The sequence below is a fragment of the Kingella oralis genome, from assembly GCF_014054985.1.
Taxonomy (GTDB): domain Bacteria; phylum Pseudomonadota; class Gammaproteobacteria; order Burkholderiales; family Neisseriaceae; genus Kingella_B; species Kingella_B oralis.
On record NZ_CP059569.1, the window covers coordinates 1,398,803 to 1,423,276 of the forward strand.

The 24,474-nt window shown below is 52.4% G+C and carries 20 protein-coding genes and 3 pseudogenes; 17 read left to right on the forward strand and 6 right to left on the reverse strand.

Annotation, left to right across the window (positions count from 1 at the left end; all coding sequences use genetic code 11):
* Nucleotides 1-169: 169 nt before the first annotated feature.
* The 4 genes and pseudogenes from H3L93_RS07555 (at nucleotide 170) to H3L93_RS07570 (ending at nucleotide 3,812) form a co-directional block, all read left to right on the forward strand.
* Nucleotides 170-1,476, forward strand: a pseudogene (locus tag H3L93_RS07555) (homoserine dehydrogenase).
* A 417-nt stretch (nucleotides 1,477-1,893) separates the two neighbouring features.
* Entirely contained in the window at nucleotides 1,894-2,703 is an 810-nt protein-coding gene (locus H3L93_RS07560) for an NUDIX domain-containing protein (RefSeq protein ID WP_003794570.1), read from the forward strand.
* Nucleotides 2,704-2,774: 71 nt separating this feature from the next.
* Nucleotides 2,775-3,134 (forward strand): hypothetical protein, encoded by a 360-nt coding sequence (locus tag H3L93_RS07565; RefSeq protein WP_003794569.1) that lies wholly within the window; start codon nucleotides 2,775-2,777, stop codon nucleotides 3,132-3,134.
* 60 nt (nucleotides 3,135-3,194) lie between these two features.
* On the forward strand, nucleotides 3,195-3,812 hold the full coding sequence (locus H3L93_RS07570) for a riboflavin synthase (protein WP_003794566.1): 618 nt from the start codon (nucleotides 3,195-3,197) through the stop codon (nucleotides 3,810-3,812).
* Between the two features lie 171 nt (nucleotides 3,813-3,983).
* Here H3L93_RS07570 and H3L93_RS07575 read toward each other — a convergent pair whose 3' ends face one another.
* Both H3L93_RS07575 and H3L93_RS07580 read right to left on the reverse strand, forming a co-directional pair.
* Nucleotides 3,984-4,184 (reverse strand): hypothetical protein, encoded by a 201-nt coding sequence (locus H3L93_RS07575; protein ID WP_003794565.1) that lies wholly within the window; start codon nucleotides 4,182-4,184, stop codon nucleotides 3,984-3,986.
* A 195-nt stretch (nucleotides 4,185-4,379) separates the two neighbouring features.
* Nucleotides 4,380-5,831, reverse strand: a complete 1,452-nt coding sequence (locus H3L93_RS07580; RefSeq protein WP_040558150.1) for a TrkH family potassium uptake protein — start codon at nucleotides 5,829-5,831, stop codon at nucleotides 4,380-4,382.
* Nucleotides 5,832-6,116: 285 nt separating this feature from the next.
* Here H3L93_RS07580 and aceE point away from each other — a divergent pair, with 285 nt between their 5' ends.
* The 3 genes from aceE (at nucleotide 6,117) to H3L93_RS07595 (ending at nucleotide 10,857) form a co-directional block, all read left to right on the forward strand.
* A complete protein-coding gene (aceE, locus tag H3L93_RS07585) occupies nucleotides 6,117-8,801 on the forward strand; it encodes a pyruvate dehydrogenase (acetyl-transferring), homodimeric type (protein ID WP_003794560.1) in 2,685 nt (894 codons plus the stop codon).
* Nucleotides 8,802-8,892: 91 nt separating this feature from the next.
* A complete protein-coding gene (aceF, locus tag H3L93_RS07590) occupies nucleotides 8,893-10,179 on the forward strand; it encodes a dihydrolipoyllysine-residue acetyltransferase (RefSeq protein WP_003794559.1) in 1,287 nt (428 codons plus the stop codon).
* Nucleotides 10,180-10,389: 210 nt separating this feature from the next.
* Nucleotides 10,390-10,857 carry a DMP19 family protein gene (locus tag H3L93_RS07595; RefSeq protein WP_003794556.1) on the forward strand — a complete coding sequence of 156 codons (468 nt, stop codon included), beginning with the start codon at nucleotides 10,390-10,392 and terminating at the stop codon, nucleotides 10,855-10,857.
* Between the two features lie 380 nt (nucleotides 10,858-11,237).
* Here H3L93_RS07595 and mutY read toward each other — a convergent pair whose 3' ends face one another.
* On the reverse strand, nucleotides 11,238-12,284 hold the full coding sequence (gene mutY / locus H3L93_RS07600; protein ID WP_003794550.1) for an A/G-specific adenine glycosylase: 1,047 nt from the start codon (nucleotides 12,282-12,284) through the stop codon (nucleotides 11,238-11,240).
* Between the two features lie 208 nt (nucleotides 12,285-12,492).
* Entirely contained in the window at nucleotides 12,493-12,690 is a 198-nt protein-coding gene (iscX, locus tag H3L93_RS07605; RefSeq protein WP_003794547.1) for a Fe-S cluster assembly protein IscX, read from the reverse strand.
* Between the two features lie 109 nt (nucleotides 12,691-12,799).
* Here iscX and metZ point away from each other — a divergent pair, with 109 nt between their 5' ends.
* From metZ to H3L93_RS07650, 9 genes and pseudogenes are all read left to right on the forward strand, one after another.
* The gene (gene metZ, locus H3L93_RS07610; protein ID WP_003794546.1) at nucleotides 12,800-13,975 is read left to right on the forward strand and encodes an O-succinylhomoserine sulfhydrylase; all 1,176 of its coding nucleotides are present in this window, start codon (nucleotides 12,800-12,802) and stop codon (nucleotides 13,973-13,975) included.
* Nucleotides 13,976-14,200: 225 nt separating this feature from the next.
* Entirely contained in the window at nucleotides 14,201-14,407 is a 207-nt protein-coding gene (locus H3L93_RS07615) for a DUF2788 domain-containing protein (RefSeq protein ID WP_003794544.1), read from the forward strand.
* Between the two features lie 135 nt (nucleotides 14,408-14,542).
* A complete protein-coding gene (locus H3L93_RS07620) occupies nucleotides 14,543-15,088 on the forward strand; it encodes a septation protein A (RefSeq protein WP_003794541.1) in 546 nt (181 codons plus the stop codon).
* A gap of 4 nt (nucleotides 15,089-15,092) precedes the next feature.
* Nucleotides 15,093-15,383, forward strand: a complete 291-nt coding sequence (locus tag H3L93_RS07625; protein ID WP_003794539.1) for a YciI family protein — start codon at nucleotides 15,093-15,095, stop codon at nucleotides 15,381-15,383.
* Complete coding sequence (locus tag H3L93_RS07630; RefSeq protein WP_003794537.1) at nucleotides 15,383-15,652, forward strand: BolA family protein; 270 nt, start codon at nucleotides 15,383-15,385, stop codon at nucleotides 15,650-15,652. Before H3L93_RS07625 ends, H3L93_RS07630 begins: the two co-directional genes overlap by 1 nt.
* A 115-nt stretch (nucleotides 15,653-15,767) precedes the next feature.
* Nucleotides 15,768-16,640 carry a peptidyl-prolyl cis-trans isomerase gene (locus H3L93_RS07635; protein ID WP_003794533.1) on the forward strand — a complete coding sequence of 291 codons (873 nt, stop codon included), beginning with the start codon at nucleotides 15,768-15,770 and terminating at the stop codon, nucleotides 16,638-16,640.
* A gap of 183 nt (nucleotides 16,641-16,823) precedes the next feature.
* A complete protein-coding gene (locus H3L93_RS07640; protein ID WP_003794530.1) occupies nucleotides 16,824-19,286 on the forward strand; it encodes a heavy metal translocating P-type ATPase in 2,463 nt (820 codons plus the stop codon).
* Between the two features lie 90 nt (nucleotides 19,287-19,376).
* A pseudogene (locus H3L93_RS07645) lies at nucleotides 19,377-20,056 on the forward strand (IS1595 family transposase).
* Nucleotides 20,057-20,160: 104 nt separating this feature from the next.
* Nucleotides 20,161-20,679: a hypothetical protein gene (locus H3L93_RS07650; protein WP_003794527.1), complete on the forward strand. Its 519-nt coding sequence runs from the start codon at nucleotides 20,161-20,163 to the stop codon at nucleotides 20,677-20,679.
* Between the two features lie 40 nt (nucleotides 20,680-20,719).
* Here the strand turns inward: H3L93_RS07650 and H3L93_RS07655 are convergent.
* Together H3L93_RS07655 and H3L93_RS07660 are read right to left on the reverse strand one after the other, a co-directional pair.
* Nucleotides 20,720-21,399, reverse strand: a pseudogene (locus H3L93_RS07655) (IS1595 family transposase).
* A 106-nt stretch (nucleotides 21,400-21,505) separates the two neighbouring features.
* The gene (locus H3L93_RS07660; protein ID WP_003794522.1) at nucleotides 21,506-22,816 is read right to left on the reverse strand and encodes a replication-associated recombination protein A; all 1,311 of its coding nucleotides are present in this window, start codon (nucleotides 22,814-22,816) and stop codon (nucleotides 21,506-21,508) included.
* Nucleotides 22,817-23,073: 257 nt separating this feature from the next.
* Between H3L93_RS07660 and gdhA the strand changes: the two genes are divergently transcribed.
* A complete protein-coding gene (gene gdhA, locus H3L93_RS07665) occupies nucleotides 23,074-24,414 on the forward strand; it encodes an NADP-specific glutamate dehydrogenase (protein WP_003794518.1) in 1,341 nt (446 codons plus the stop codon).
* Nucleotides 24,415-24,474 lie beyond the last annotated feature (60 nt).

The following is a 24,474-nucleotide window of genomic DNA, read 5'->3' on the forward strand; positions in this document are numbered from 1 at the left end:
CCGTATCCAACCATTAAGCCCAATTCAAAAATCCCATTCATCAACCCGGTTGATTTGTTAGGATTTATCGCGCTTATCGGTTTTCAGGCTGCCTGAAATGGTTTACCATCGCGCGTTTTCAAATTTTTCATAACTTCAATTACTTTCTCAATCAATAGGGGCAACTTTTATGCAAGCAGTAAACATTGGCATCTTGGGTTTAGGCACAGTCGGCGGTGGCACCGCGCAAGTGTTGCAAGACAACGCAGCAGAAATCAGCAGGCGATTGGGGCGCGAAGTGCGCGTAACCGCCGTGTGCACGCGCAACACGGTGCGGGCGCGCCAGCTTTGCCCACAAGCGGCGGTGGTAACCGAGCCCACCGAATTGGTGCAACGCGACGACGTGGACATTGTGGTGGAGCTTTACGGCGGCACAGAAATCGCCAAAGATGCCGTGTTGCAAGCGATTGAAAACGGCAAACACATCGTTACCGCCAACAAAAAACTGCTCGCCGAATACGGCAACGAAATCTTCGCCCTTGCCGAAAAAACAACGTGATGATTCACTTTGAAGCGGCGGTGGCGGGCGGCATTCCCATCATCAAAACGCTGCGCGAAGGCTTGGCGGCCAACCGCATTCACAGCATCGCGGGCATCATCAACGGCACCAGCAATTTTATTTTGAGCGAAATGCGCGAAAAAGGCGCAACCTTTGCCGATGTGTTGAAGCAGGCGCAAGAATTGGGCTACGCCGAAGCCGACCCCACGTTTGACGTGGAAGGACACGACGCAGGGCATAAAATCACCATTATGTCGGCGCTGGCATTTGGCACGCCCGTGAACTTTGGCGCGTGCTATCTGGAAGGCATCAGCAAGCTGGACAGCCGCGATATTCAATACGCCGAAGAACTGGGCTACCGCATCAAGCTGCTCGGCATCACGCGCCGCACCGAAAAAGGCATTGAGCTGCGCGTGCACCCTACCCTGCTGCCTGAAAGCCGCTTGCTGGCGAATGTGAACGGCGTGATGAACGCGGTGCGCGTGAAAGCGGACATGGTGGGCGAAACGCTGTATTACGGCGCGGGCGCGGGCGCGTTGCCCACTGCCAGCGCGGTGGTGGCGGATATTATCGACATCTGCCGCCTGCTGGATGCCGACAGCGAGAACCGCGTGCCGCTGCTGGGCTTCCAATCCGACAAGGTGCAAGCGCAAAATTTCTTGTCCATCGACGAAATCACCAGCAGCTATTATCTGCGGATGTACACGCAAGACCAAGCGGGCGTGTTGGCGGCGGTGGCGGCGGTGTTGGCAAAATACGATATTTCTATTGAAGCGTTGATTCAAAAAAGCGTGCTGGACAGCACCCACGCCGAAATTGTGATTTTGACGCACTCCACCATTGAGAAAAACATCAAGGCGGCGATTGCGGAAATTGAAGCGCAAGAAACCGTTGCCGCGCCTGTGGTGATGATTCGGATGGAAAGTTTGCACGGCTAGCCGTGTTGGTTAAACAAGCAGCGTGAGATTTCGCGCTGTTTGTTTTTTGTAAACCGTCTTGTGAACAATATTTTGTGAACAGTCTTTTTTGAACAAATAGGCAGCCTGAAAAGCTGTTTTAGCTGTTTTCAGGCTGCCTTTATCGCCCAACTATTGTCCTATCCGCGCTTTTTCAAACTATCGCCAGCCAAAATCACAACGGCACAAGTAGGGTGTATGGCTATGCCACGCACCGTTTAGCGATGCTTAATAAATGGCGCCTAAACAGGTTCACACACTACGCGCTTGTTTTTTGTGAACCGTTTTCTAAACAGTCTTTTGTGAACCAATAAGGCAGCCTGAAAAGCTGTTTTAGCCGTTTCAGGCTGCCTTTATCGCCCCACCATCGCCCTCCAATAATCACAAAAAGGAATCCCCATGCCCCCTAAAATCCACGTTGTCGCAGGCATTTTATTTAACGAATGCGGCGAATTTCTGCTCTCATCGCGCCCCGAGGGCAAGCCGTATGCGGGCTACTGGGAATTTGCGGGCGGCAAAGTGGAAGCGGGCGAAACAGAATTTGCCGCGCTGCAACGCGAGTTTATGGAAGAGCTGGGCGTTGAAATCATCCACGCCACGCCGTGGTTGGCGAAGTTTTACCGTTACGAACACGCCCATGTAAACCTGCGTTTTTTTCGCGTGGCGGCGCATGAATGGCGCGGCAAACTGCAAGCGCGCGAGCAACAGCAATGGGCGTGGCAAAAGGCGGGCGATTTCACCGTGTCGCCGATGTTGCCCGCCAATACGGCGTTGCTGGCGCAGTTAGCCATCCCCAGCGCATTTTCAGGCAGCCTGAAAACGGGTTTGCTGGGCAGCAATGCCTCGGGCGAATATCGCGTTATGCCGCATACTGTTGCGCCGCACGCGATGGCAGAAGCGCCGCACGAAGCCGTGTGGATGCCGCTGGATGCTTGGCAGCAACGCAATAGGCAGCCTGAAAACGCCCCCAGCGTGTGGCTGGCGGTGGACGATGCGGCGCAGTTTCGCGCGGCGCAAGCTGCCGATGCGATTATTTGGCGCGTGAACGATAACGCGATGGCGCAGGCGTTGGCGGAGGTGTTGCGCGCGGGCGCAGCGATGCCGATTGTGGCGGCAGCGAGCGCGGATGTGGTGGCGTGTTGGCAAGATGCGTGGCGGGCAAACGGGGCGCAAGCAGTGGTGTGCGATAACGAAATCGGCGCGGCGTGAATCATCCGACCATAGGCAGCCTGAAACCCGTCTCACCTGTTTTCAGGCTGCCTCAATATTGGGGAACTACCATGCAACGACATCTCAACGACCTATCCCGCCTGCTTACCGCGCATCACTGGCAGATTGCCGAACACGAGGGCAACGAACTAGACATCTCCGCCGTTTGGCCGCTGCGCCACCCCGCCGCGCCTACCCCCATTCGGTTGGCGTTTGAAGGCATGGGCGATTTAGCCGTTTTGCCGCCGGCGCAAAGCTACGGCTGCCATGTTGAACACGCCCCGCACATCTCGCTGTATTTTGCCAAAAACAACCCCGCCCAATGGCAGCGCGATTTGACCGCGTTCGTTCACGCGCTGGAACAAATGGCTTTTTACGGATTGGATTGCGTTTCAAGCTGCCTAATCGCCCACCAACAAGCCAGCGCCTAAAACCTCATCCACAAAAATGCTAAAATCCCGCCATCCCCCACCCCATCACAAGGAACCCCCATGTTTACAGGCATCGTGCAAGGCACAGGTAAAATCGTCCACATCCACCAACCCAGCGCAGACTTCCGCAGCCACACCGTCGCCCTACCCGAACACATGGCACACAACCTACAAATCGGTGCATCCATCGCCCACAACGGCTGCTGCCTCACCATCACCCAAATCAACGGCAACCAAGCCACCTTTGACCTAATGGCAGAAACCCTCGCCAAAACCAACTTAGGCAGCCTGAAAACCGGCGACAGCGTCAATCTGGAACGCGCCGCCCGCTTTGGCGACGAAATCGGCGGGCACGTCATGAGCGGGCACATCATCGCCACCACCCCCATCAGCCGCATAGAACAAAACGCACACAACCGCACCCTCTATTTCAGGCTGCCCCCATCGCTCGCCGCCTACATCCTGCCCAAAGGCTTTATCGGGCTAGACGGATGCAGCCTCACCATCGGCGACGTAACCGCACACGAATTTAACGTCCACCTCATCCCCGAAACCCTACAACGCACCCTATTTGGCAGCCGCCAAGTGGGCGACAGCATCAACATTGAAATTGACACGCAAACCCAAGCCATCGTGGATACCGTAGAACGCGTGCTGGCGCAGAGAAAGGCAGCCTGAAAACGTTGTTGGAACATCGCCCAACCCAAAAGCAGCCTGAAAAACAAAACCGTTTGCCATCCCGCCAAACGTTTTTTTTGCGGGACAGATAAGATTTCAGGCTGCCTCCTCTCCCAACAAAAAAACGGCCTCAGGCAGCCTGAAACCGTTTTTATCCTTTAAATCCAACTATTACGCGCTAAACCCAGCCGCATTCACCGCAGCCTTATAAGCCGCAGGGTCAAAATCATCCGTATGCGTAACCACCACATAACCGCCCTCATGGTTCGCATTCACAAAGCGCACACCCGCCACATTGCTGGTTGCTTCCACCAAGCGGTCGCCGTCTTGTTTGCTGGTCATGCCGCTAACATCAATTTTAGATTGAGCCATTTCGTCTTACCTCACAGATATGTTAAACAAAAAAACAACGTTGTTCACCAAGCCATCCAACAACGCCAACTTGGCGCATTCTGCCCATGTTTACATTTGCCGTCTAGCAAAATCATAAAAAATCAAACAAATATTTCCCACACAACCGCATTTGTTGGATTTGCACAACGTGCGCCCCTTTCCCCGCCGCTTGCTTTACTTGCGCCAATAAGCAGGCGTAAACAGCATCAACACCGTAAAAATTTCCAACCGCCCCAGCAGCATCACCACCGCGCAAATCCATTTTTGCGCCGTAGTTAGCACCGTGTAATCATGGCTAGGACCCACCGCCCCCAATCCTGGCCCCGCATTGGTAATACACGCAATCACCGCCGTAAGCGCGCTCACCAAATCCAGCCCCGAAATCATCAAAGCAAACGTAAACAGCGTAACCGTGCAAAAATACACAAACACAAACGCTGCAATCGCCATCGCCACATGGTCAGACAGCTTATGCCCGTTCACTTTCACCACATGAACCGCATTCGGATGCTGCAACAGCGTCATCTCACGCTTCAAAATTTTGCATAACGCCAAAATCCGCACCAATTTCACCCCGCCGCCCATAGACCCCGTATTCGCCAAAATATTCGCCAAAAAAAACATCCACAGCGAAGCAATCAAAGGCCAAGTAGCAAAATCCGCATTAGAAAAACCACTCGCCAACCCAATGGAAACATAATTAAACGTAACATACCGAAACGCATCGGACAGCGAATAAAAATCCTTATAAGTCAAATACAAAGCAACCACCACAATGCTGCCTGAAAGCAGCAAAATCATGGTGCGCACTTCTTCATCCTGCCAATAATGGCGCAACGATTTTTGCCGCAATGCCGCAAAATGGTTGGCAAAATTGATGCCGCCCAACAGCGTCGCCCCAATAATCACCCATTCAATCGCAGGCGAATTAAAAAACGCAATGTTGCTGTCATGCGTGGAAAAGCCCCCCAGCGCAAAAGACGACATCGCATGGCACATCGCATCAAACCAGTTCATCCCCGCCCAATGCAGCGCAATCGCAATCCACAGCGTGCAAGCCAAATAAAACTGCCAAAGCTGTTTTGCCGTTTGCGAAATGCGCGGCGAGGTTTTGTCTTTGTGCACCCCCGCAATCTCCGCCTTAAACAGCTGCGTCCCCCCCACACCCAGCATCGGCAAAATCGCCACCGCCAGCACGATAATCCCCATGCCCCCCAGCCAGTTGAGCATATGCCGCCAAAAGTTGATAGACGGCGGCAAATCGTCCAAATCCGAAATCACCGTCGCCCCCGTTGTCGTCAGCCCGCTCATCGCTTCAAAAAACGCATCGGTAAACGATATTTCGGAAAAATAATAATAAAACGGCAACGCCGCAATGCAGGCAAAACCCAGCCACAACATCACCACCAGCGAAAAACCATCGCGCGGGCGCAATTCATGCTGCCGTTTGCGGCAGAGCAGCCAAATCAAGAAAAACAATAATTCGGAAATCGCCGCCGTGTGCCAAAAAACGGGAAACGCATCATCATCATACAAATACGACACCACCGTCGGCATCAAAATCAACAAGGCAAAAAACATGCCCAATTTGGACAAAATATGAAAAGTAGGAACCAGCTTATTCATGAAAACAACGCCCATCGCGCCCGCTAAAAAAGGCGAAAATTTTGCCACGCCTCACAGCACAATAGCAACAAAAATTCCCCATTCGGGCAGCCTGAAAAATATATCCATCGTTTTATGACGCAAAACAAACTTTCAGGCTGCCCAAGTTTGCTATTCAACCCCATTAACGCTACAATTCTAGTGTTTTCTTTCGTGTCATGAAAGGATGCTTTTTCGCGGCATCTTTGCATTGAATGACGATTTCACAACCGAAGTTTTAACTTCATAACAGGAAGGATAGACACCATGTCTCAAACCTACAACGCAGTAAACGACGTCGATCCCATTGAAACCAAGGAATGGGTTGATGCAATTCGCTCAGTGGTGGAAAACGAAGGCGTTGAGCGCGCACGTTTCTTGTTGGAACAGCTTTTGGGCACATCAAAAAATGAAGGCGTAAATGTACCCGCAGGTATCAATACCCCTTACCAAAACACCATCCCGACAAGCAAGCAAGTTGCTATGCCTGGTGACCATAATCTAGAACACGCCATCCGCGCCGCTGTTCGCTGGAACAACGCGGCAATGGTTATCAATGCGCAACACAAAGGTTTGGAACTTGGTGGGCACATCGGTTCGTTCCTGTCTGCCGCAACATTGTATGACGTAGGTTTCAACCATTTCTGGAAAGCCAAAGGCGATGGCGTGGAAGGTGATTTGGTGTTCATGCAAGGGCACTCTGCGCCCGGTATTTATGCCCGCGCTTATGTTGAAGGCCGTTTGAGCGACGAACAGCTGGACAACTTGCGTCAAGAAGCCTTTGCAGACGGCTTGTCTTCTTACCCGCACCCCCACCTGATGCCTGATTTCTGGCAATTTCCAACCGTGTCTATGGGTCTTGGCCCGCTCATGGCAATCTACCAAGCACGCTTCTTGAAATACTTGGATTCACGCGGTTTGACTAAAACTGCGGGTCGTAAAGTATGGTGTTTCTGTGGCGATGGCGAAATGACCGAGCCGGAAGCACAAGGCGCAATCGCATTAGCTGCCCGCGAAAAATTGGATAACTTGATTTTCGTGATTAACTGTAACTTGCAACGCTTGGATGGCCCTGTAAACGGCAACGGCAAAATCATGCAAGAATACGAAGGTATCTTCCGTGGCGCAGGCTGGAATGCAATTAAAGTGATTTGGGGCGGTAGCTGGGATGCCATACTGGCAAAAGACACCACAGGTGCATTGAAAGCACGCATGGAAGAAATTGTGGACGGCGACTACCAAAACTTCCACTCAAAAGATGGTGCCTACATCCGTGAACATATGTTCAACACCCCAGAATTGAAAGCATTGGTTGCTGATTTGACTGATGAACAAATCTACAACCTAGAATTTGGTGGACACGACCCCGTTAAAGTGTACAACGCTTACTACGAAGCCGTGAACCACGCTAACGGCAAACCCACTGTAATCTTGACTAAAACAGTTAAAGGCTACGGCATGGGCGCAGCAGGTGAAGCACAAAACACCGTTCACCAAGCGAAAAAAATGGATGTTCCTTCATTGAAACAATTCCGCACTCGCCACAACATCCCTGTAACCGACGAGCAAATTGAAAGTGATCATTTACCATATGTTCGCTTCGCAGAAGGCACACCTGAATATAACTACCTGCACGGTCAGCGCAAAGCACTGGGCGGTTACTTGCCCTCTCGTAATCCAAACAATGAAACTTTGCCTATCCCCGAATTGAGCGCATTCCAAACTCAATTAGAATCAAGTGGCGATCGCGAATTTTCTACCACTATGGCATTCGTTCGCATCTTGAACACGCTGATTAAAGACAAAGAATTGGGCAAACGCATTGTGCCAATCGTGCCTGATGAAAGCCGCACATTCGGTATGGAAGGTATGTTCCGCCAAATTGGTATTTGGAACACCCAAGGTCAGCACTATGTACCCCAAGATAAAGAACAGTTGATGTTCTACAAAGAATCAACTGATGGTCAAATCTTGCAAGAAGGTATTAACGAGCCTGGTGCGATTTCTTCATGGATTGCGTCTGCAACTTCTTACGCCAACAGCCGTTACACCACCATCCCATTCTATATTTACTACTCAATGTTCGGTTTCCAACGCATTGGCGACTTGGCTTGGGCAGCAGGTGATATGAATGCACGCGGCTTCTTGCTGGGCGGCACTTCTGGTCGCACCACATTGAACGGTGAAGGCTTGCAACACCAAGATGGTCATAGCCACATCCAAGCAGATTTGATTCCAAACTGCCACACTTATGACCCAACCTTCCAATACGAATTGGCTGTCATCTTGCATGACGGTTTGCGCCGCATGTATGTGAACCATGAAAATGTGTTCTACTATGTAACCGTGATGAACCAAAACTACGCTCACCCTGCTATGCCTGCTCGCAAAGGCATTGAGCAAGAAATCTTGAACGGTATGTACTTGTTGCAAGAAGGTGGTAAGAGCGATAAGAAAGTTCAACTGTTGGGTTCTGGCGTAATCTTGCAAGAAGTGCTTGCTGCCGCTCAATTGTTGAAAGATGACTTCGGTGTAGAAGCCAATGTATGGTCTTGCCCATCCTTCAACCAAATGCACCGCGACATCATGGAAGTTGAACGCTTCAACCGTTTGAACCCAACCAAAGAACAAAAAGTTCCATTTGTTACTCGTCAATTGCAAGGTCATACCGGTCCAGTTGTGGCATCTACTGACTATGTTCGCGCCTTTGCTGAACGCATCCGCCCAGGCATCCCTGCTGGTCAATCGTTCACTGTGTTGGGCACCGATGGCTTTGGTCGCAGTGATAGCCGTGCTAACTTGCGTAAATTCTTTGAAGTGGACCGCTACAACGTTGTGGTTGCTGCATTGAGCGGTTTGGCAAAAGAAGGCAAAGTTGATGCGAAAGTGGTTCAACAAGCCATTGAAAAATACGGTATTGACGCTAACCGCGAAGCGAGCTGGAATCTGTAATTAGCGTTTGATTCAGGCAGCCTGAAACACGGTTTTCAGGCAGCCTGAAAACCATTTTTCAATCTTAAATAGACTCATTCAAGGAAAACTCATGAGCATTGTAGAAATTAAAGTCCCCGATATTGGCGGACACGATAATGTAGATGTGATTGCCGTTGAAGTAAAAGCGGGCGACACCATCGCATTAGACCAAACTTTGATTACACTGGAAACAGACAAAGCCACGATGGATGTGCCTGCGGATGCGGCTGGTGTAGTGCAAGAAGTGAAAATTAAAGTGGGCGACAAAGTTTCCGAAGGTTCGGTGATTCTAACGGTTGAAACGGGTGCTGCTGCCGCAGAAGCGCCTGCACAAGCCGCTCCTGCTGCTGCGCCCGCTCCCGCCGCTGCTGCGCCTGCACCTGCTGCCCCAGCAGCACCTGCGCCTGCGGCTAAACCTGCTCCTGCTGCATCTTCTGCTGTTAACGAAGCGGCATTCTCCAAAGCACACGCCGGTCCTTCAACACGCAAATTGGCACGCGAATTGGGCGTGGATTTGGGTTCGGTTAAAGGCTCTGGTCAAAAAGGCCGTATTACTGCGGAAGACGTTAAATCATTCGTTAAAGGCGTGCTGCAATCTGGCGCAGGCGCTTCTTTGGGCGGCGGTTTGAACTTGTTGCCATGGCCAAAAGTGGATTTCAGTAAATTCGGCGAAGTGGAAGTTAAAGAGCTTTCCCGCATCAAAAAAATCTCTGGTCAAAACTTGTCTCGCAACTGGGTGATGATTCCTCATGTTACCGTGAACGAAGAAGCGGATATGACCGAGCTGGAAGAATTCCGCAAAGCATTGAACAAAGAATGGGAAAAAGCAGGTGTGAAAGTGTCTCCTTTGGCATTTATCATCAAAGCATCTGTTACCGCGCTTAAAGCATTCCCTGAGTTCAATTCTTCTTTGGACGGCGATAACTTGGTATTGAAAAAATACTACAACATCGGCTTTGCGGCGGATACGCCAAACGGCTTGGTTGTGCCTGTAATCAAAGATGTGGACAAAAAAGGCTTGAAAGAAATCAGCCAAGAATTGACCGAATTGAGCAAAAAAGCCCGCGAAGGCAAATTGAAACCGCAAGAAATGCAAGGCGCTTGCTTTACCATTTCTAGCTTGGGCGGCATCGGCGGTACCGGCTTTACGCCTATCGTGAATGCGCCTGAGGTGGCTATTTTGGGCGTGTGCAAATCTCAAATCAAACCTGTTTGGAATGGTAAAGAATTTGCGCCCCGCTTGATGTGCCCGCTGAGCTTGTCGTTTGACCACCGTGTAATCGACGGTGCAGCCGGCATGCGCTTCACTGTGTTCTTGGCAAACTTGTTGAAAGATTTCCGCCGCGTGGTGTTATAATCTTTTAATGTGAATAGATGGATAACAGCCGGTTGTTTTTGCAGCCGGCTGTTTTTTGTTTTCAGGCTGCCTTATAGTGAGGCAGCCTGAAATTTAGGTGCAGCCCATCAACTCAAATATGCTATTCGGCAGCCAGCCGTTGCTGCGCCATATTGTTTTCAGGCTGCCTAAAAAGTAAAATCGTTGTTTTTAATAGGATTAGGATTGGCTATGGAACACAAAATTGCGGCGGAGCGGGTGAATCGTTTGTTTACGCATTGTTTGGAGCAGTTGGAACAGCATGCTGCGACCACTTCGCCGCGTTTGTCGGGCGCGCAAAATGCGTTGCTGGCGTATTTGCGTTTGGACAAGATTGCGGAGGACGAGGGTTTTGCGATGCTAATCGCGCTGGGCTATGGCGAGGAGTTGTTGTGCGACCAGTTCGCGGAACAGCTTGCGACATGGGGCGTGCCTGTGTTGCCCGATATTGTGTTGCAGGCGCGGGGCTTGTATCGTGAGCTGGGCGCGGCGATTGGGCAGCATGGCGATGCGGCAACGGTGCGCGAGGCGTTTCCGCAGTTTGCGGTGGTGGATGAATGGTATTTTATGGAGTGCGAGGAGATTTTTCTGAAGGTGTATAACTATGTGCGCGGGCATTTTGATGAGTTTGTGGGGCTGTTGGATTTTCAGGATGCCTGATGGGCTAAATGGGTTGGGCAATAAGCGAGCTTTGTGGCTCGCTTTTTAGCGATTTGGAGAAATATTATTGCGCGTTTTTTGTAAAGAAAAATATTTTTGCCCACAGCTTGACAGTTAATTTTTTATTTTATCTTTTTGATTATTATTGATTTTTGTTGATTTGCTTATTTTTTCAGCAATCTTAACAGAAGCCATGATTTCACAAGGTTTTTTGTTTTTTGCCTGCGATGAGCGGGGGATTTATGCACAGGTTTTGTGGATAAAATTTGGGGGCGGGTTGTCATGCGGGCGGATGTTGCCAAATATTTAGCTTTGTGCTGGATGCGTTTTCAGGCTGCCTATTGCTTATCCCATTAGGCAGCCTGAAAACGCTATCTTGTTTATTTTGCTAATAATTTTTCCAATGGCTTGGGCATGCCGTATTGGGCGAATGCTTGGGGGCTTACCCATTCGCCTGTGGCGGCTTTAACTTTGTTGAAGCCTTCGGCTTTCAGGCTGCCTGAATCGGCGGCGATGTGGTAGGGGATGATTTCTAGTTGGCGGTGGGTGAGGCGGTGGTGGATGATGGGCAGCTCGGTGGCGTGGTGAAAGGGGAGATGGTGTTGCGCGGCGAAGTGTTGCAGCTCGGCTAGGCTGTTGAATGTGGGCGCGCACCACAAGCCTGCCCAGATGCCGTGCTGCGGGCGTTTGTGTAGCCAGATGGCGTGGTTTTGCTCAATGATAAGCCAGTAAAGCGTTTGCTGTTGCACGGCGGCGGGGGATTTTTTGCGTGGCAATTCGGCGGTGCGATTTTGGGCGTGGGCTTGGCAAAGGCTTTGCATGGGGCATTCGGTGCAACGCGGTTTGCTGCGCGTGCACAGGGTTGCGCCCAAATCCATCAGCCCTTGGGTGTAGGCGGGCATATCGCCGGGTTGGCTGGGCAGCAGGCTTTCGGCAAGCGCCCACAGTTGGCGTTCAAAGGCTTTGTTGGCGGGGTCGCCGTCTTGGGCGAAGACGCGGCAGAGCACGCGCTTCACGTTGCCGTCTAATATGGCTTCGCGCTGGTGGTAGGCAAAGGCGGCGATGGCGGCAGCGGTGCTGCGCCCTACGCCTTTTAGCGTTTCTAGCTCGGCGCGCGTGGGCGGGAATGCGCCGCTGTGTTGTTGCACGATTTGCTGCGCGGCGGCGTGTAGATTGCGGGCGCGGCTGTAATAGCCCAACCCTGCCCACAGGCTTAACACTTGGTCTTGGCTGGCGGCGGCAAGGGCTTGCACGGTGGGAAAAGCGGCAAGAAAGCGCGGGTAGTAATCCAACACGGTCGCCACTTGGGTTTGTTGCAGCATGATTTCGGAGAGCCAGACGCGGTAGGGGTCGCGCGTTTGCCACGGCAGGCTGTTGCGCCCGTGTTGGCGTTGCCATCGGATAAGGCGGGTGGAGAATGTGGACATGGTTTTAACTTTGCGAAACGGCGTTTCAGGCTGCCTATGGGTTAAAAAGGATAAGATGCGTTTGGGCGGCTGCGGGTTTTATTCGCAATGGGCGCAACAAATTTTCAGGCTGCCTATTAAACCTTGATAGGCAGCCTGAAAACAGCGGGGCAATCCGCAGGGCGATTGGGCAATCGCTATGCCGCACGGTTTGCCGTATGCCCCCGCCCTACTCCGCTTCGTTAATCCAAGCCTGTTGCACCGCTTCCAAGATTTTTTCGCCGCAACGGTTGGGGTCGTCGTCAAAATCGGGCAGGGCGAGAATCAAATCGCGCAGTTGGGTGAAGCGCACGGTGGCGGGGTTGATGCTATCGCCGTGGGTGTCGTAAAGCTCTTCGGCGATGCGTTGGATGTCGGTCCATTTCATGATGTGTGTCCTTGTAAACGAGTGTTAAGAGCGCAAATTATAAGCATTGAAAGGCAGCCTGAAAAGGCGCAAAATAGCGACTTTCCTGTTTTTGTAAAAGAATGCAAACATGAATAACGCCAAAAAACTTCATCCGCAAACGCTAGCGATTCGCGGCAGCAAAGAGCAAACCCAGTTTAAAGAACATCATCAAGCCTTGTTTTTAACCAGCAGTTTTATGTTTGACAGCGCGGAAGAATGCGCCGATGTGTTTGCCAAACGCCAAGCGGGCTACACTTATTCGCGCACCAACAACCCCACGGTGGCGGCGTTCCAACAGCGCGTTGCCATCATGGAAGGCGCGGAAGCGGGCATGGCAACGGCAACCGGCATGAGCGCGATTCAGGCTGCCCTGCTCACCTTTCTGAGCGCGGGCGACCATTTAATCAGCAGCCGCAGCCTGTTTGGCACAACGGCGGGCTTAATCGGCACGCTGTCGCGCTTTGGCATTGAAGTGACGCTGGTTTCGCAAACCGATGCAAACGAATGGCGCAAGGCAATCCGCCCGAACACCAAAATGTTTTTCTTGGAAACGCCGTCCAACCCTTTGGGCGAAGTGGCGGATATTGAAGCCTTGGCGCAAATAGCGCATGAAATCAACGCGTTGATGGTGGTGGATAACTGTTTTTGCTCGCCTGCGGTGCAACAGCCGCTGCGTTTGGGCGCGGATTTAAGCGTGCAATCGGGCACCAAATCGATTGACGGGCAAGGGCGCGTGTTGGGCGGCGTGGTGTGCGGCAAGCAAGATTTGATTACGCAAGTGGGCATGTATGTGAACACCATGGGGTTGAGCATTTCGCCGTTTAACGCATGGATGCTGCTCAGCGGCATGGAAACGCTGATACTGCGCACCGAAGCGGCGGCGGCTTCCGCGCTGAAAATCGCGCAATGGCTGCAACAGCAACCGCAGGTGGGCAAAGTATATTACTCGGGGCTGCCTGAAAACCCGCAAGCGGCGTTGGTGAAAAAACAGCAAAGCACGGGCGGCACGGTGCTGGCGTTTGAAGTGAAAGGCGACACGGCAGCGGCTTGGAAAGTGGTTGATAAGGTAAACATTTTTTCCAAAACGGCAAACTTTGGCGATGTGCGCTCCACCATCGCGCATCCGTGGACAACCACGCACGGCAGAATGTCGCCCGAGGACAAGCTGGCAGCGGGGATAACCGAAGGCTTGCTGCGCTTGTCTATCGGTTTGGAATATGTGGATGATTTGATTGATGATTTGAAACAGGCGTTGGCAGCGTAATCAACACAAATAGGCAGCCTGAAAATAGGTTAATACGGTTTTCTACCTTGCGCGTTGCGCTGCGGACTACCCTTTTGGCTTTGCATAAGTTCGCATGGCTAAATCAAAGATTTAGATGCTCACTTATACCCAAATCAAAGATTTGGACAAAAGGGTAAGGCTGCCTCATCATAGTTACGCAAGCGCCAAAGCGTAAAAACACTCAACACACACAAAGGAACAATCATGTCAGAAGAACAATTCGCCCTATGGGGTATGCGGCTGGGCATCGGCGGCTTGGTCATCATGCTCGGCTTTATCGTATGGCAGCTGGGCAAAGAATCCAAAGCGGGCAAATGGGGGATGTTTATCCTGTTTTTCGTGCTCGGCTTGGGCGTGATGGGCTTTTTGTTTAAAAACATCTTGGTGGAATTCTTCTTGCTCACCGAGTAAGCCGTGATAGGCAGCCTGAAACCAGACCCACATGGCGGAAACAGGCTTGCCTGCCCCGCGCAAAACAAACCTTTTACGCCCAAATCCCCCGTTTTCAGTTATTATGATAAGCATTTTTAACACAACGCCCGTTCCATGAAAACACTCAGCGATTTCATCGCCATCATCCTCTTTTTCGCCACCTACACCGCCACCAAAAACATCATCCTCGCCACCATCGTCGCCGTGGTAACAGGCATCGCCCAAGCCGCTTACACCTATTGGCAACACCGCAAGCTGGAACCCACCCAATGGCTCAGCTTCATCTTGGTTGTCGTGTTTGGCGGCTTAACCATCGCGCTAAACGATCGCACGTTTATCATGCTCAAAACCACCATATTGCCGTGGCTGCTCGCCATCATTATGGTTGCCATGCAACTGTGCGGGCAAAACAGCCTACGCCTGCTGTTGGGCAAAGAACTCACCCTGCCCGACCACGTTTGGCACAAACTCGGCTACGCATGGATAGGCTTTTTCCTGTTTCTCGGCGCGCTCAACCTCGCCATTGCCTACCCTTTTACCGCCGAGCGCGAACCCGTTTGGATGAACTTCAAACTATGGGGCTACCTGCCCATTTCCATTGCCTTTTCCATCGCGCAAGGCATTTACCTTGTCAAACACCTCCCCAAAGAAAGCGAGTAAGCCCATGCTGTTTATGTTCCTAGCCACCGATGCCGAAAACACCGGCGAAGCGCGCGCCGCCGCCCGCCCCGCCCATTTGGAACGCTTGGAAGCGTTGCACCGGGAAAACCGCCTGCTCTGCGCCGGCCCCAACCCGCTGCCCGATAACCCCAGCGTGATGTCCGGCAGCCTGATTGTTGCCGACTTCCCCGATTTAGACGCCGCCGAAGCATGGGCAGGCGACGACCCTTATGTGCACGCAGGCGTGTATGCCGAAATGCTGATTCGCCCCTTTAAACAAGTGTTCCCCAAATAATGCGCGACCAAATAGCCAGCCGACTCGCCCCGCTTGCCCCCGATGTGTACGAGTTTGCCGACGAAAGCCATTTGCACATCGGACACGCAGGCAACAAAGGCGGCGGGCATTACGCCATCTTGGTGGTGAGCAACGCATTCAACGGCATGAGTCGCGTAGCGCGGCAACGCCAAGTGCAAACCCTGCTGCAAGACTTATTTACCAGCCAACAAATCCACGCACTCAGCATCCTCGCGCAAACGCCTGACGAGTATTTTCAGGCTGCCTAATGCGCAGAACAGCATCGCCTGCCGCGCAAAGGCAGCCTGAAACAAAGTTCCGCGCAGCGAAAACCTTTCACTTCACAACCGAGCACATCCCATCCCCCAACCGAAAGGAAACCCCATGAAACCCACTTATATCGCCGCCGCCCTATCCGCCGCCCTGATTTCGGGCAGCCTGTTTGCCCAAACCGTGGTAACCGTAAACGGCACAAAAATTGACAGCAGCGAGCTGGACCGCCGCGTGCAAGCCGTGGTTGCCGGCAGTCAAGGGCAAGTGCAAGACAGCCCCGAGCTGCGCCAATTTATCGCGCAGCAAACCGTGCTGGAAACCGTGGTAACGCAAGCCGCCAAAAAACAAGGCTTGGACAAAAGCAAAGAATACAAAGATGCCGAAAGCGAAAGCATGAAGCAAGCCAAAGCCCAAGGCGCAGACAAGCAAGCCGACTTCAAACAGCAATGGGCGGATTACCAAAACCAGCTGCTGATGCAGGTTTACGCGCGCGACGTCATCAACAAAAACCCCGTAACCGATGCCCAAGTGCAACAGCGTTACAACGAAATCAAACAGCGCTACGACAACACCGACGAAGTGCAAATCGGCGAAATCATCACCGACAACGCCGAGCAAATCAAAGCCGCCGAGCGCGATTTGAAAGCGAAAAAAAGTTTCGCCGAAGTCGCCCGCAAATACAGCATCGACCCCAACATCAAAGCAGGCGGCGCGGTGTTTAGCGACTACATTTCCCTACGCGATTTGCAAGAAGCCCGCCCCAATATCTACCAAGCCATCGGCAGCCTGAAAAAAGGGCAATACAGCAAGCCGATTTCAGGCGACAAGCTACACGCGGTTTACTACATCAACGACAAGCGCAAAATCAGCATTGAGCCGCTAGACAAAATCAAAGAAGGCTTGCGCGCCGGCCTAGCCAACGAGCGTGTGCAAGAAGCGGTGGGCAATTTGATGCAAAACGCCAGCATTGTGCCCGCGCAGTAATCACATGATGAAACAAGCCGCTCTGCGTGGGGCGGCTGTTTTTTTGGGCGGATACTGATTGATGATAGATTAGGTTTTCAGGCTGCCTTTGATGTTATCCGCAAGCCCAAAGGCAGCCTGAAACGCCTATTTCCCATTTTCAGGCTGCCTTTTAAAAACCATCCACACACTCTCTATCCCCCCATGTCTCAACCTTGCTTCCACTGCGGACTCCCCGTCCCCGAACACACCCATCTGCCCATTGTTTACAACAACCAAGAGCAGCCCACCTGCTGCGTGGGTTGCCAAGCCGTTGCTCAAGGCATCATCGATGCCGGGCTGGGCAGCTACTACAAAAACCGCACCGCCCAAGCCGAAAAAGCGGAGTTGCCGCCCGATGAAATCATGGCGCAGCTCAAACTCTACGACCTGCCCGAAGTGCAAGCCGAATTTGTGGAAACGCTGCCTGAAAACCAGCGCGAAGCCACGTTGATGCTGGGCGGCATCACTTGCGCCGCCTGCGTGTGGCTGATTGAGCAGCGGCTGATGCGCCAAGCGGGCATTAGCCAAGTGGAGCTGAATTACAGCACGCAACGCGCCCGCGTGCGCTGGGATGAAACACGCGTGCAGCTTTCCAATATTTTGTCGCTCATCCAAAAAACGGGCTACACCGCCGCGCCGTATGACGCGCAAAAAATGGAAGCGCAAACCCAGCGTGAGCGTAAATCCATGCTGATTCGCCTTGCCATCGCCGCCTTTGCCAGCATGCAAACCATGATGTTTGCGCTGCCCACTTACCTCTTCGGCGACATTGAGCCGCCCTACCTTGCCATGCTGCATTGGGGCGCGTTTTTTATGGTGCTGCCTGCCATGTTTTACGCGGCGTTGCCGTTTTACCAAGGCGCGTGGCGCGATTTGAAAAACGGGCGCACGGGCATGGACACGCCTGTTGCGCTGGCGATTTCGCTCACGTTTATCGCAGGCGTGGGCGCGTTGGCGGTGCAATCGCAGCAAGGCTTGTATTTTGAAAGCATCGCCATGTTTGTGTTCTTTTTGCTGCTGGGGCGGTTTATGGAACACAGCGCACGGCGCAAGGCGGGCGATGCGGCGGAGCGTTTGGTGAAGCTGGTGCCTGCGTTTTGCCATCGCTTGCCGCGTTATCCCGATGAAAGCAGCGAAGAAGAGGCGGTGGTGTCGCTGGCGGTGGGCGATGTGCTGCTGGTGCGCGCGGGCGAAGTCGTGCCTGTGGATGGCGTGATATTGAGCGGCGAGAGCGAAATCAACGAAGCGATGCTCACGGGCGAACATCTGCCCGTTGCCAAGTTTTCAGGCTGCCTTGTAACCGCAGGCACACTCAACGTTGCCAGCCCCATCATCATCCGCGCCACCGAAGTGGGCAACCAAACGCGCTTGGCGCACATTGTGAAGCTGTTAGACAAAGCCCTTGCGCAAAAGCCGCGCCTTGCCGAGCTGGCCGAGCGCTATGCCTCGGGCTTCACGCTGTCGCTGATTATCATGGCAGTGCCCACCTTTTTGGCTTGGTGGTGGTATGCCGACGCCGCCCGCGCTTTGTGGGTAACCGTGTCGCTGCTGGTGATTACTTGCCCCTGCGCCCTATCGCTTGCCACGCCCGCCGCGCTCGCTGCTTCCACAGGCAAACTCGCCAGCGAAGGCGTGTTGATTGCGCAGGGGCAAGCCCTTGAAAACTTGGCGCAAATCACCGATGCCGTGTTTGACAAAACAGGTACACTCACGCAAGGCAAGCTGGCGATTACGCATATTTATTCCTTTGCCGAGCAACGGCTATACGATGAAACCACATTTTCAGGCTGCCCCAGCGACATCATCGCCATCGCTCAAGCCCTAGAACAGCAATCCGAACACCCCATCGCTCAAGCGTTTTTCAGGCTGCCTCATGCCGCGCCGCAAGCCATCGCCAGCCAACGGCAAAACCATGTGGGGCAAGGCATCGTTGCCCAAATCGCGCAGCAAACATGGGCGATTGGACGCGTCGATTTTGTTGCCCAAATCGCCCCCAGCGCGCCACAAAGGCAGCCTGAAAACCTGCCCGACGGCTTGCCCACGGGCAGCATCATCATGCTGGGCAACGAACACGGTTTTCAGGCTGCCTTTATCCTGCGCGATGAAACCAAGCCGCACGCCGCCGCCATGCTCGCCGAATTGCACGCGCGCGGCATCGCCACCCACGTTTTGAGCGGCGACCACCCCGGCGCAGTGAACCAGCTTGCCGACCAGCTCGCCATCGCCCACCGCCGCGCCCAAGCCACGCCTGAAGACAAGCTCGCCTATGTGCAAGCCCTGCAAGCCGAGGGCAAGCGCGTGTTAATGCTGGGCGACGGCATCAACGACGCGCCCGTGCTCGCCGCCGCCAATGTGTCGCTGGCGGTGGCGGGCAGCGCGGATGTTGCCCGCGAAGGCGCGGATGTGATTCTGCTGCAAGATGACCTCGCCCTTATCCCTCGCCTGCTGCGCCAAGCCCGCCGCACGCGCCGCGTCATCCGCCAAAACCTGATTTGGGCGAGCGTGTATAACCTCGTCGTGGTGCCGCTGGCGGTGGCAGGCTGGGTTACGCCGTGGATTGCCGCCATCGGCATGAGCGCGAGTTCGCTGATTGTGGTGGGCAATGCGTTGCGGTTGCGCAAATGATTTTCAGGCTGCCTCAAATCATCAGAGGCAGCCTGAAAACGGTTGGGGCTTAGGAAGCAAAATCACCAAAAACAGTGATAAGCTTCTGAAATGAAATTAAAAAACAAGTATCAAAAGTTCAGCAAAATTTCTGAACCACAATTTCGTCAAATTCTACGGCTATTTGCCTTGGATTTGACTGCTTCTGATACTGCCAGATTAACTGGCATCAGTGTCAGAAGTATCAACACGCTATTCTTAAAATTACGGCAACGGTTAGCTGCTGAATGTGAGCAGCAAACTCCTTTTGATGGTGTTGTTGAATTGGATGAATCCTACTTTGGTGCGAAGCGTATTCGTGGCAAACGCGGACGCGGTGCTGGTGGTAAAACCATCGTCTTTGGGGTACTTAAACGGGGCGATAAGGTCTATACGGAAATCGTATCCGATGCCCCCAAAGCCACGCTACAAAAGGTTATACGCGGCCATATCTCCATTGAGAGCGTCATCAATACTGACGGATGGCGCGGTTATCATGGTTTGATTGATATGGGATTTGCAAAGCATTTTAGGGTGTATCACGGGCAAAATGAGTTTGCTCGTGGAGCGCAACACATTAACGGTATTGAGTCGTTTTGGAGTTATGCGAAACACCATCTGATACACAACATGGTGTAGCAAAACATACGTTTTACTTGCATCTGAAAGAAACCGAATTCCGCTTCAATCACAGGCATGATGATTTGTACAAAGTACTGCTGAAAATGTTGCGGAATGATCCTTTAAAATGATTTTTGCTTCCTAAGCCCCTTTTTTAAATGATATAAGGAAGTTGGACATGTATTAAAACTAGATTTGAATCAATAACGTTTTATATTTATAAAGGAATTAACTTATGAATAGCATTAAAACCCACATAGACAGTAAACAGTTTACTGATCTTTTTGATCAGAGATATATAAAATCATTAGATGAAATTAGAAAAAGTGGATCTTATCCTAGATATACAATAAATATATCAAATATAGAATATCTACTAAGAGATGATGATGAAGATGATCCCTATGGTAATCGTGAATGTTATCGCCTTAACAGTTGCTATAAAATAGATAATAATTTACTTATTTTAATTCCATTACCATCTGGTCCCCTTGATTCTGATGATCCTTATTTGCTTAATAAATATATTCTTTTTACAGAAAAGTTTGTTGCTGAGGTTATGATGGATGGTAAAGAATCTATTGTTGTGGATATATCTGGGAATAAAATATATCCGACTGATAATGATATAGACGAAATAAAAGATATTATTTTTAAATTCATTAACAGTGGAGAACTTATTACGGAATTTATGGGAGTTGAATTAATTATGAATAGAAATCAAACAAATTTCACTATTTTAGGAATGAAGTAATCATAGGAAAGATATTATTATGGGGCTTAGGAAGCAAAAATCATTTTAAAGGATCATTCCGCAACATTTTCAGCAGTACTTTGTACAAATCATCATGCCTGTGATTGAAGCGGAATTCGGTTTCTTTCAGATGCAAGTAAAACGTATGTTTTGCTACACCATGTTGTGTATCAGATGGTGTTTCGCATAACTCCAAAACGACTCAATACCGTTAATGTGTTGCGCTCCACGAGCAAACTCATTTTGCCCGTGATACACCCTAAAATGCTTTGCAAATCCCATATCAATCAAACCATGATAACCGCGCCATCCGTCAGTATTGATGACGCTCTCAATGGAGATATGGCCGCGTATAACCTTTTGTAGCGTGGCTTTGGGGGCATCGGATACGATTTCCGTATAGACCTTATCGCCCCGTTTAAGTACCCCAAAGACGATGGTTTTACCACCAGCACCGCGTCCGCGTTTGCCACGAATACGCTTCGCACCAAAGTAGGATTCATCCAATTCAACAACACCATCAAAAGGAGTTTGCTGCTCACATTCAGCAGCTAACCGTTGCCGTAATTTTAAGAATAGCGTGTTGATACTTCTGACACTGATGCCAGTTAATCTGGCAGTATCAGAAGCAGTCAAATCCAAGGCAAATAGCCGTAGAATTTGACGAAATTGTGGTTCAGAAATTTTGCTGAACTTTTGATACTTGTTTTTTAATTTCATTTCAGAAGCTTATCACTGTTTTTGGTGATTTTGCTTCCTAAGCCCCAACCGTTTTCAGGCTGCCTATCAATCGCAAAATCCATCCGCAAAGGCAGCCTGAAACCACTTATTCATCGCCCTGCGCCGCTTCATCCAACCCGCGCAGCCAAGCCAGTTTCTCCGCAATCTTAATCTCCAAGCCCCTATCCGTCGGCCGGTAAAAATCGGGCTCGTCCATGCCGTCGGGCATATAGCTTTCGCCTGCCGCGTAGGCGTGCGGCTCGTCGTGGGCGTAGCGGTAGTCGCGCCCGTAGCCCAGTTCTTTCATCAGCTTGGTGGGCGCGTTGCACAGATGCACGGGCACGGCTGCGCTGCCGTGTTCGCGCACAAACTGGCGCATTTGGTTAAACGCGGTGTAGCCTGCGTTGGACTTTGCTGCCGCCGCCAAATACAGCACCGCCTGCGCCAGTGCCAGTTCGCCCTCGGGGCTGCCCAGCCGCTCAAAAGTCGCCGCCGCATCGTTGGCGATTTGCATGGCGCGCGGGTCGGCAAGCCCGATGTCTTCCCATGCCATGCGCACGATGCGACGGGCGAGGTAGCGCGGGTCGGCGCCGCCGTCTATCATGCGACAAAACCAATACAGCGCGGCGTTGGGATGCGAGCCGCGCACCGATTTGTGCAACGCGGAAATCTGGTTGTAAAACGCTTCGCCGCCTTTATCAAACCGCCGCAGCTGGCTGCCCAGCGTTTGCGCCACCAGCTCGCTGCCGATTTCGGCGATGTTTTGCGTGCGCGCGGCGCGGATGATTTGTTCCAGCGTGTTCAACAGCCGCCGCGCGTCGCCGTCGGCGTGCTGGATAATGAGCTGCTGCGCTTCGGGCGTGATGCGGATTTGCGCATTTTCAGGCAGCCTGAAAACCTTGTCGCACAGCTGGGCGAGTGCTTCGGGGTTGAGCGGTTTGAGCGTATAGACTTGGGCGCGTGAGAGCAGCGCGGCATTGACTTCAAACGAGGGGTTTTCGGTGGTCGCGCCAATAAAGGTAATCAGCCCGCTTTCAACGTGCGGCAAAAAGGCATCCTGCTGGGCTTTGTTGAAGCGGTGCACTTCGTCGACAAACAAAATGGTGCGTTTACCGCGCTGCCACGCCATTTCGGCTTGGGTGATGGCTTCGCGGATGTCTTTCACACCCGAAAACACGGCGGAAATCGGCAGAAACTGCGCGTCAAAGCCCTGCGCCACAATCCGCGCCAGCGTGGTTTTGCCGATGCCCGCGCTGCCCCACAAAATCATCGAATGCGGCTCGCCGCTCGCCAGCGCAACGGCAAGCGGCTTGCCCGCGCCCGTCAGGTGTTCCTGCCCGAGCACTTCGGCAAGTGTGCGCGGGCGCAGCCGTTCGGCAAGCGGTGCGCTGGGGGCTTGGGAGAATAAGTCAGACATGGTTTCAGGCTGCCTTTGGGTTGAAAGCGGCTATTTTAACATTGCGGGCGGCAAGGTTAGGCAGCCTGAAAACGATAAGCGGCAGGCAGCGCGGCGCATCGCTGGATAACTGCCCTGCCCGTTTTCAGGCTGCCTTTGCCACACCCGTCAGTCGCGCAACATCATCAACAAATGTAAGCATATCGTTAAAAATTGCAAACGATTTTAAACGCTAGTATAGTGGCGGCTTTTCCAACCCTGCTAGTAAGGAGACCTCGATGAGCGATTTAAATACGCTATTTCAAACAATTAAACAACGCGACCCCAATCAAGCCGTGTTCCACCAAGCCGTTGAAGAAGTGTTTGGCAGCCTGAAACCGTTTTTGGAAAAAAACCCCAAATACACGCAGCAAGGCTTGCTGGAACGCATCGTCGAGCCCGAGCGCGTGGTGATGTTCCGCGTGTCTTGGGTGGACGACAAGGGCAACGTGCAGGTAAACCGCGGCTACCGCGTGCAAATGAACTCCGCCATCGGGCCCTACAAAGGCGGCTTGCGCTTTCACCCCACCGTGGATTTGGGCGTGTTGAAATTTCTCGCCTTTGAGCAAGTGTTCAAAAACGCGCTCACCACCCTGCCCATGGGCGGCGGCAAAGGCGGCTCCGATTTTGACCCCAAAGGCAAATCCGATGCCGAAGTGATGCGCTTTTGCCAAGCCTTTATGACCGAGCTTTCCCGCCACATCGGCGCAGATTTGGACGTGCCCGCAGGCGATATTGGTGTGGGTGGGCGCGAAATCGGCTTCCTGTTCGGGCAATACAAACGCGTGCGCAACGAATTTGCTTCCGTGTTAACAGGCAAAGGCTTGGCATACGGCGGCAGCCTGATTCGCCCCGAAGCCACGGGCTACGGCTGCGTGTATTTCGCCCAATCCATGCTGCACACACGCGGCGAGCAATTTGCCGGCAAGCGCGTGGTGGTTTCAGGCAGCGGCAACGTTGCCCAATACGCCTGCGAAAAAGCCATCCAACTGGGCGCAAAAGTGCTCACCGTGTCCGATTCCAACGGCTTTGTGAAATTCCCCGACAGCGGCATGACCGAAGCGCACGTTGCCGCGCTGCTGGAACTGAAAAACGAACGCCGCGAACGCCTGTCGGTGTATGCCAAAGAACAAGGCTTGGCATACTTCGCCGACCAAAAACCGTGGGGCGTGCCTTGCGACATCGCGCTGCCTTGCGCCACCCAAAACGAGTTGGACGAAGCCGCCGCCAAAACCCTATTGGCAAACGGCGTGCAATGCGTTGCCGAAGGCGCGAACATGCCCTCCACTTTGGGCGCGGTGGAAGCGTTTACCCAAGCCAAAATCCTTTACGCTCCCGGTAAAGCCTCCAACGCGGGCGGCGTGGCGACATCGGGCTTAGAAATGAGCCAAAACGCCATTCGCCTATCGTGGAGCGCGGAAGAAGTGGATAAACGCCTGTTTGACATCATGGCAAACATCCACGAAAACTGCGTGGAAAACGGCGCCGCCGCCGACGGCTATGTGAACTATGTAAACGGCGCGAACATCGCGGGCTTCCGCAAAGTTGCCGATGCCATGTTGGCGCAAGGGGTGGTATAACCGGCAGCATCCCGCAAACAAATAGGCAGCCTGAAACCCAGAAATCGGGTTTCAGGCTGC

Excerpts from the sequence above, each read along its gene's own strand:
- H3L93_RS07560 (WP_003794570.1), top strand. The coding sequence starts at position 1,894 with ATGCCCCCTAAAATCCACGTTGTCGCAGGCATTTTATTTAACGAATGC.
- H3L93_RS07565 (WP_003794569.1), top strand. The coding sequence starts at position 2,775 with ATGCAACGACATCTCAACGACCTATCCCGCCTGCTTACCGCGCATCAC.
- H3L93_RS07570 (WP_003794566.1), top strand. The coding sequence starts at position 3,195 with ATGTTTACAGGCATCGTGCAAGGCACAGGTAAAATCGTCCACATCCAC.
- H3L93_RS07575 (WP_003794565.1), bottom strand. The coding sequence starts at position 4,184 with ATGGCTCAATCTAAAATTGATGTTAGCGGCATGACCAGCAAACAAGAC.
- H3L93_RS07580 (WP_040558150.1), bottom strand. The coding sequence starts at position 5,831 with ATGAATAAGCTGGTTCCTACTTTTCATATTTTGTCCAAATTGGGCATG.
- aceE (WP_003794560.1), top strand. The coding sequence starts at position 6,117 with ATGTCTCAAACCTACAACGCAGTAAACGACGTCGATCCCATTGAAACC.
- aceF (WP_003794559.1), top strand. The coding sequence starts at position 8,893 with ATGAGCATTGTAGAAATTAAAGTCCCCGATATTGGCGGACACGATAAT.
- H3L93_RS07595 (WP_003794556.1), top strand. The coding sequence starts at position 10,390 with ATGGAACACAAAATTGCGGCGGAGCGGGTGAATCGTTTGTTTACGCAT.
- mutY (WP_003794550.1), bottom strand. The coding sequence starts at position 12,284 with ATGTCCACATTCTCCACCCGCCTTATCCGATGGCAACGCCAACACGGG.
- iscX (WP_003794547.1), bottom strand. The coding sequence starts at position 12,690 with ATGAAATGGACCGACATCCAACGCATCGCCGAAGAGCTTTACGACACC.
- metZ (WP_003794546.1), top strand. The coding sequence starts at position 12,800 with ATGAATAACGCCAAAAAACTTCATCCGCAAACGCTAGCGATTCGCGGC.
- H3L93_RS07615 (WP_003794544.1), top strand. The coding sequence starts at position 14,201 with ATGTCAGAAGAACAATTCGCCCTATGGGGTATGCGGCTGGGCATCGGC.
- H3L93_RS07620 (WP_003794541.1), top strand. The coding sequence starts at position 14,543 with ATGAAAACACTCAGCGATTTCATCGCCATCATCCTCTTTTTCGCCACC.
- H3L93_RS07625 (WP_003794539.1), top strand. The coding sequence starts at position 15,093 with ATGCTGTTTATGTTCCTAGCCACCGATGCCGAAAACACCGGCGAAGCG.
- H3L93_RS07630 (WP_003794537.1), top strand. The coding sequence starts at position 15,383 with ATGCGCGACCAAATAGCCAGCCGACTCGCCCCGCTTGCCCCCGATGTG.
- H3L93_RS07635 (WP_003794533.1), top strand. The coding sequence starts at position 15,768 with ATGAAACCCACTTATATCGCCGCCGCCCTATCCGCCGCCCTGATTTCG.
- H3L93_RS07640 (WP_003794530.1), top strand. The coding sequence starts at position 16,824 with ATGTCTCAACCTTGCTTCCACTGCGGACTCCCCGTCCCCGAACACACC.
- H3L93_RS07650 (WP_003794527.1), top strand. The coding sequence starts at position 20,161 with ATGAATAGCATTAAAACCCACATAGACAGTAAACAGTTTACTGATCTT.
- H3L93_RS07660 (WP_003794522.1), bottom strand. The coding sequence starts at position 22,816 with ATGTCTGACTTATTCTCCCAAGCCCCCAGCGCACCGCTTGCCGAACGG.
- gdhA (WP_003794518.1), top strand. The coding sequence starts at position 23,074 with ATGAGCGATTTAAATACGCTATTTCAAACAATTAAACAACGCGACCCC.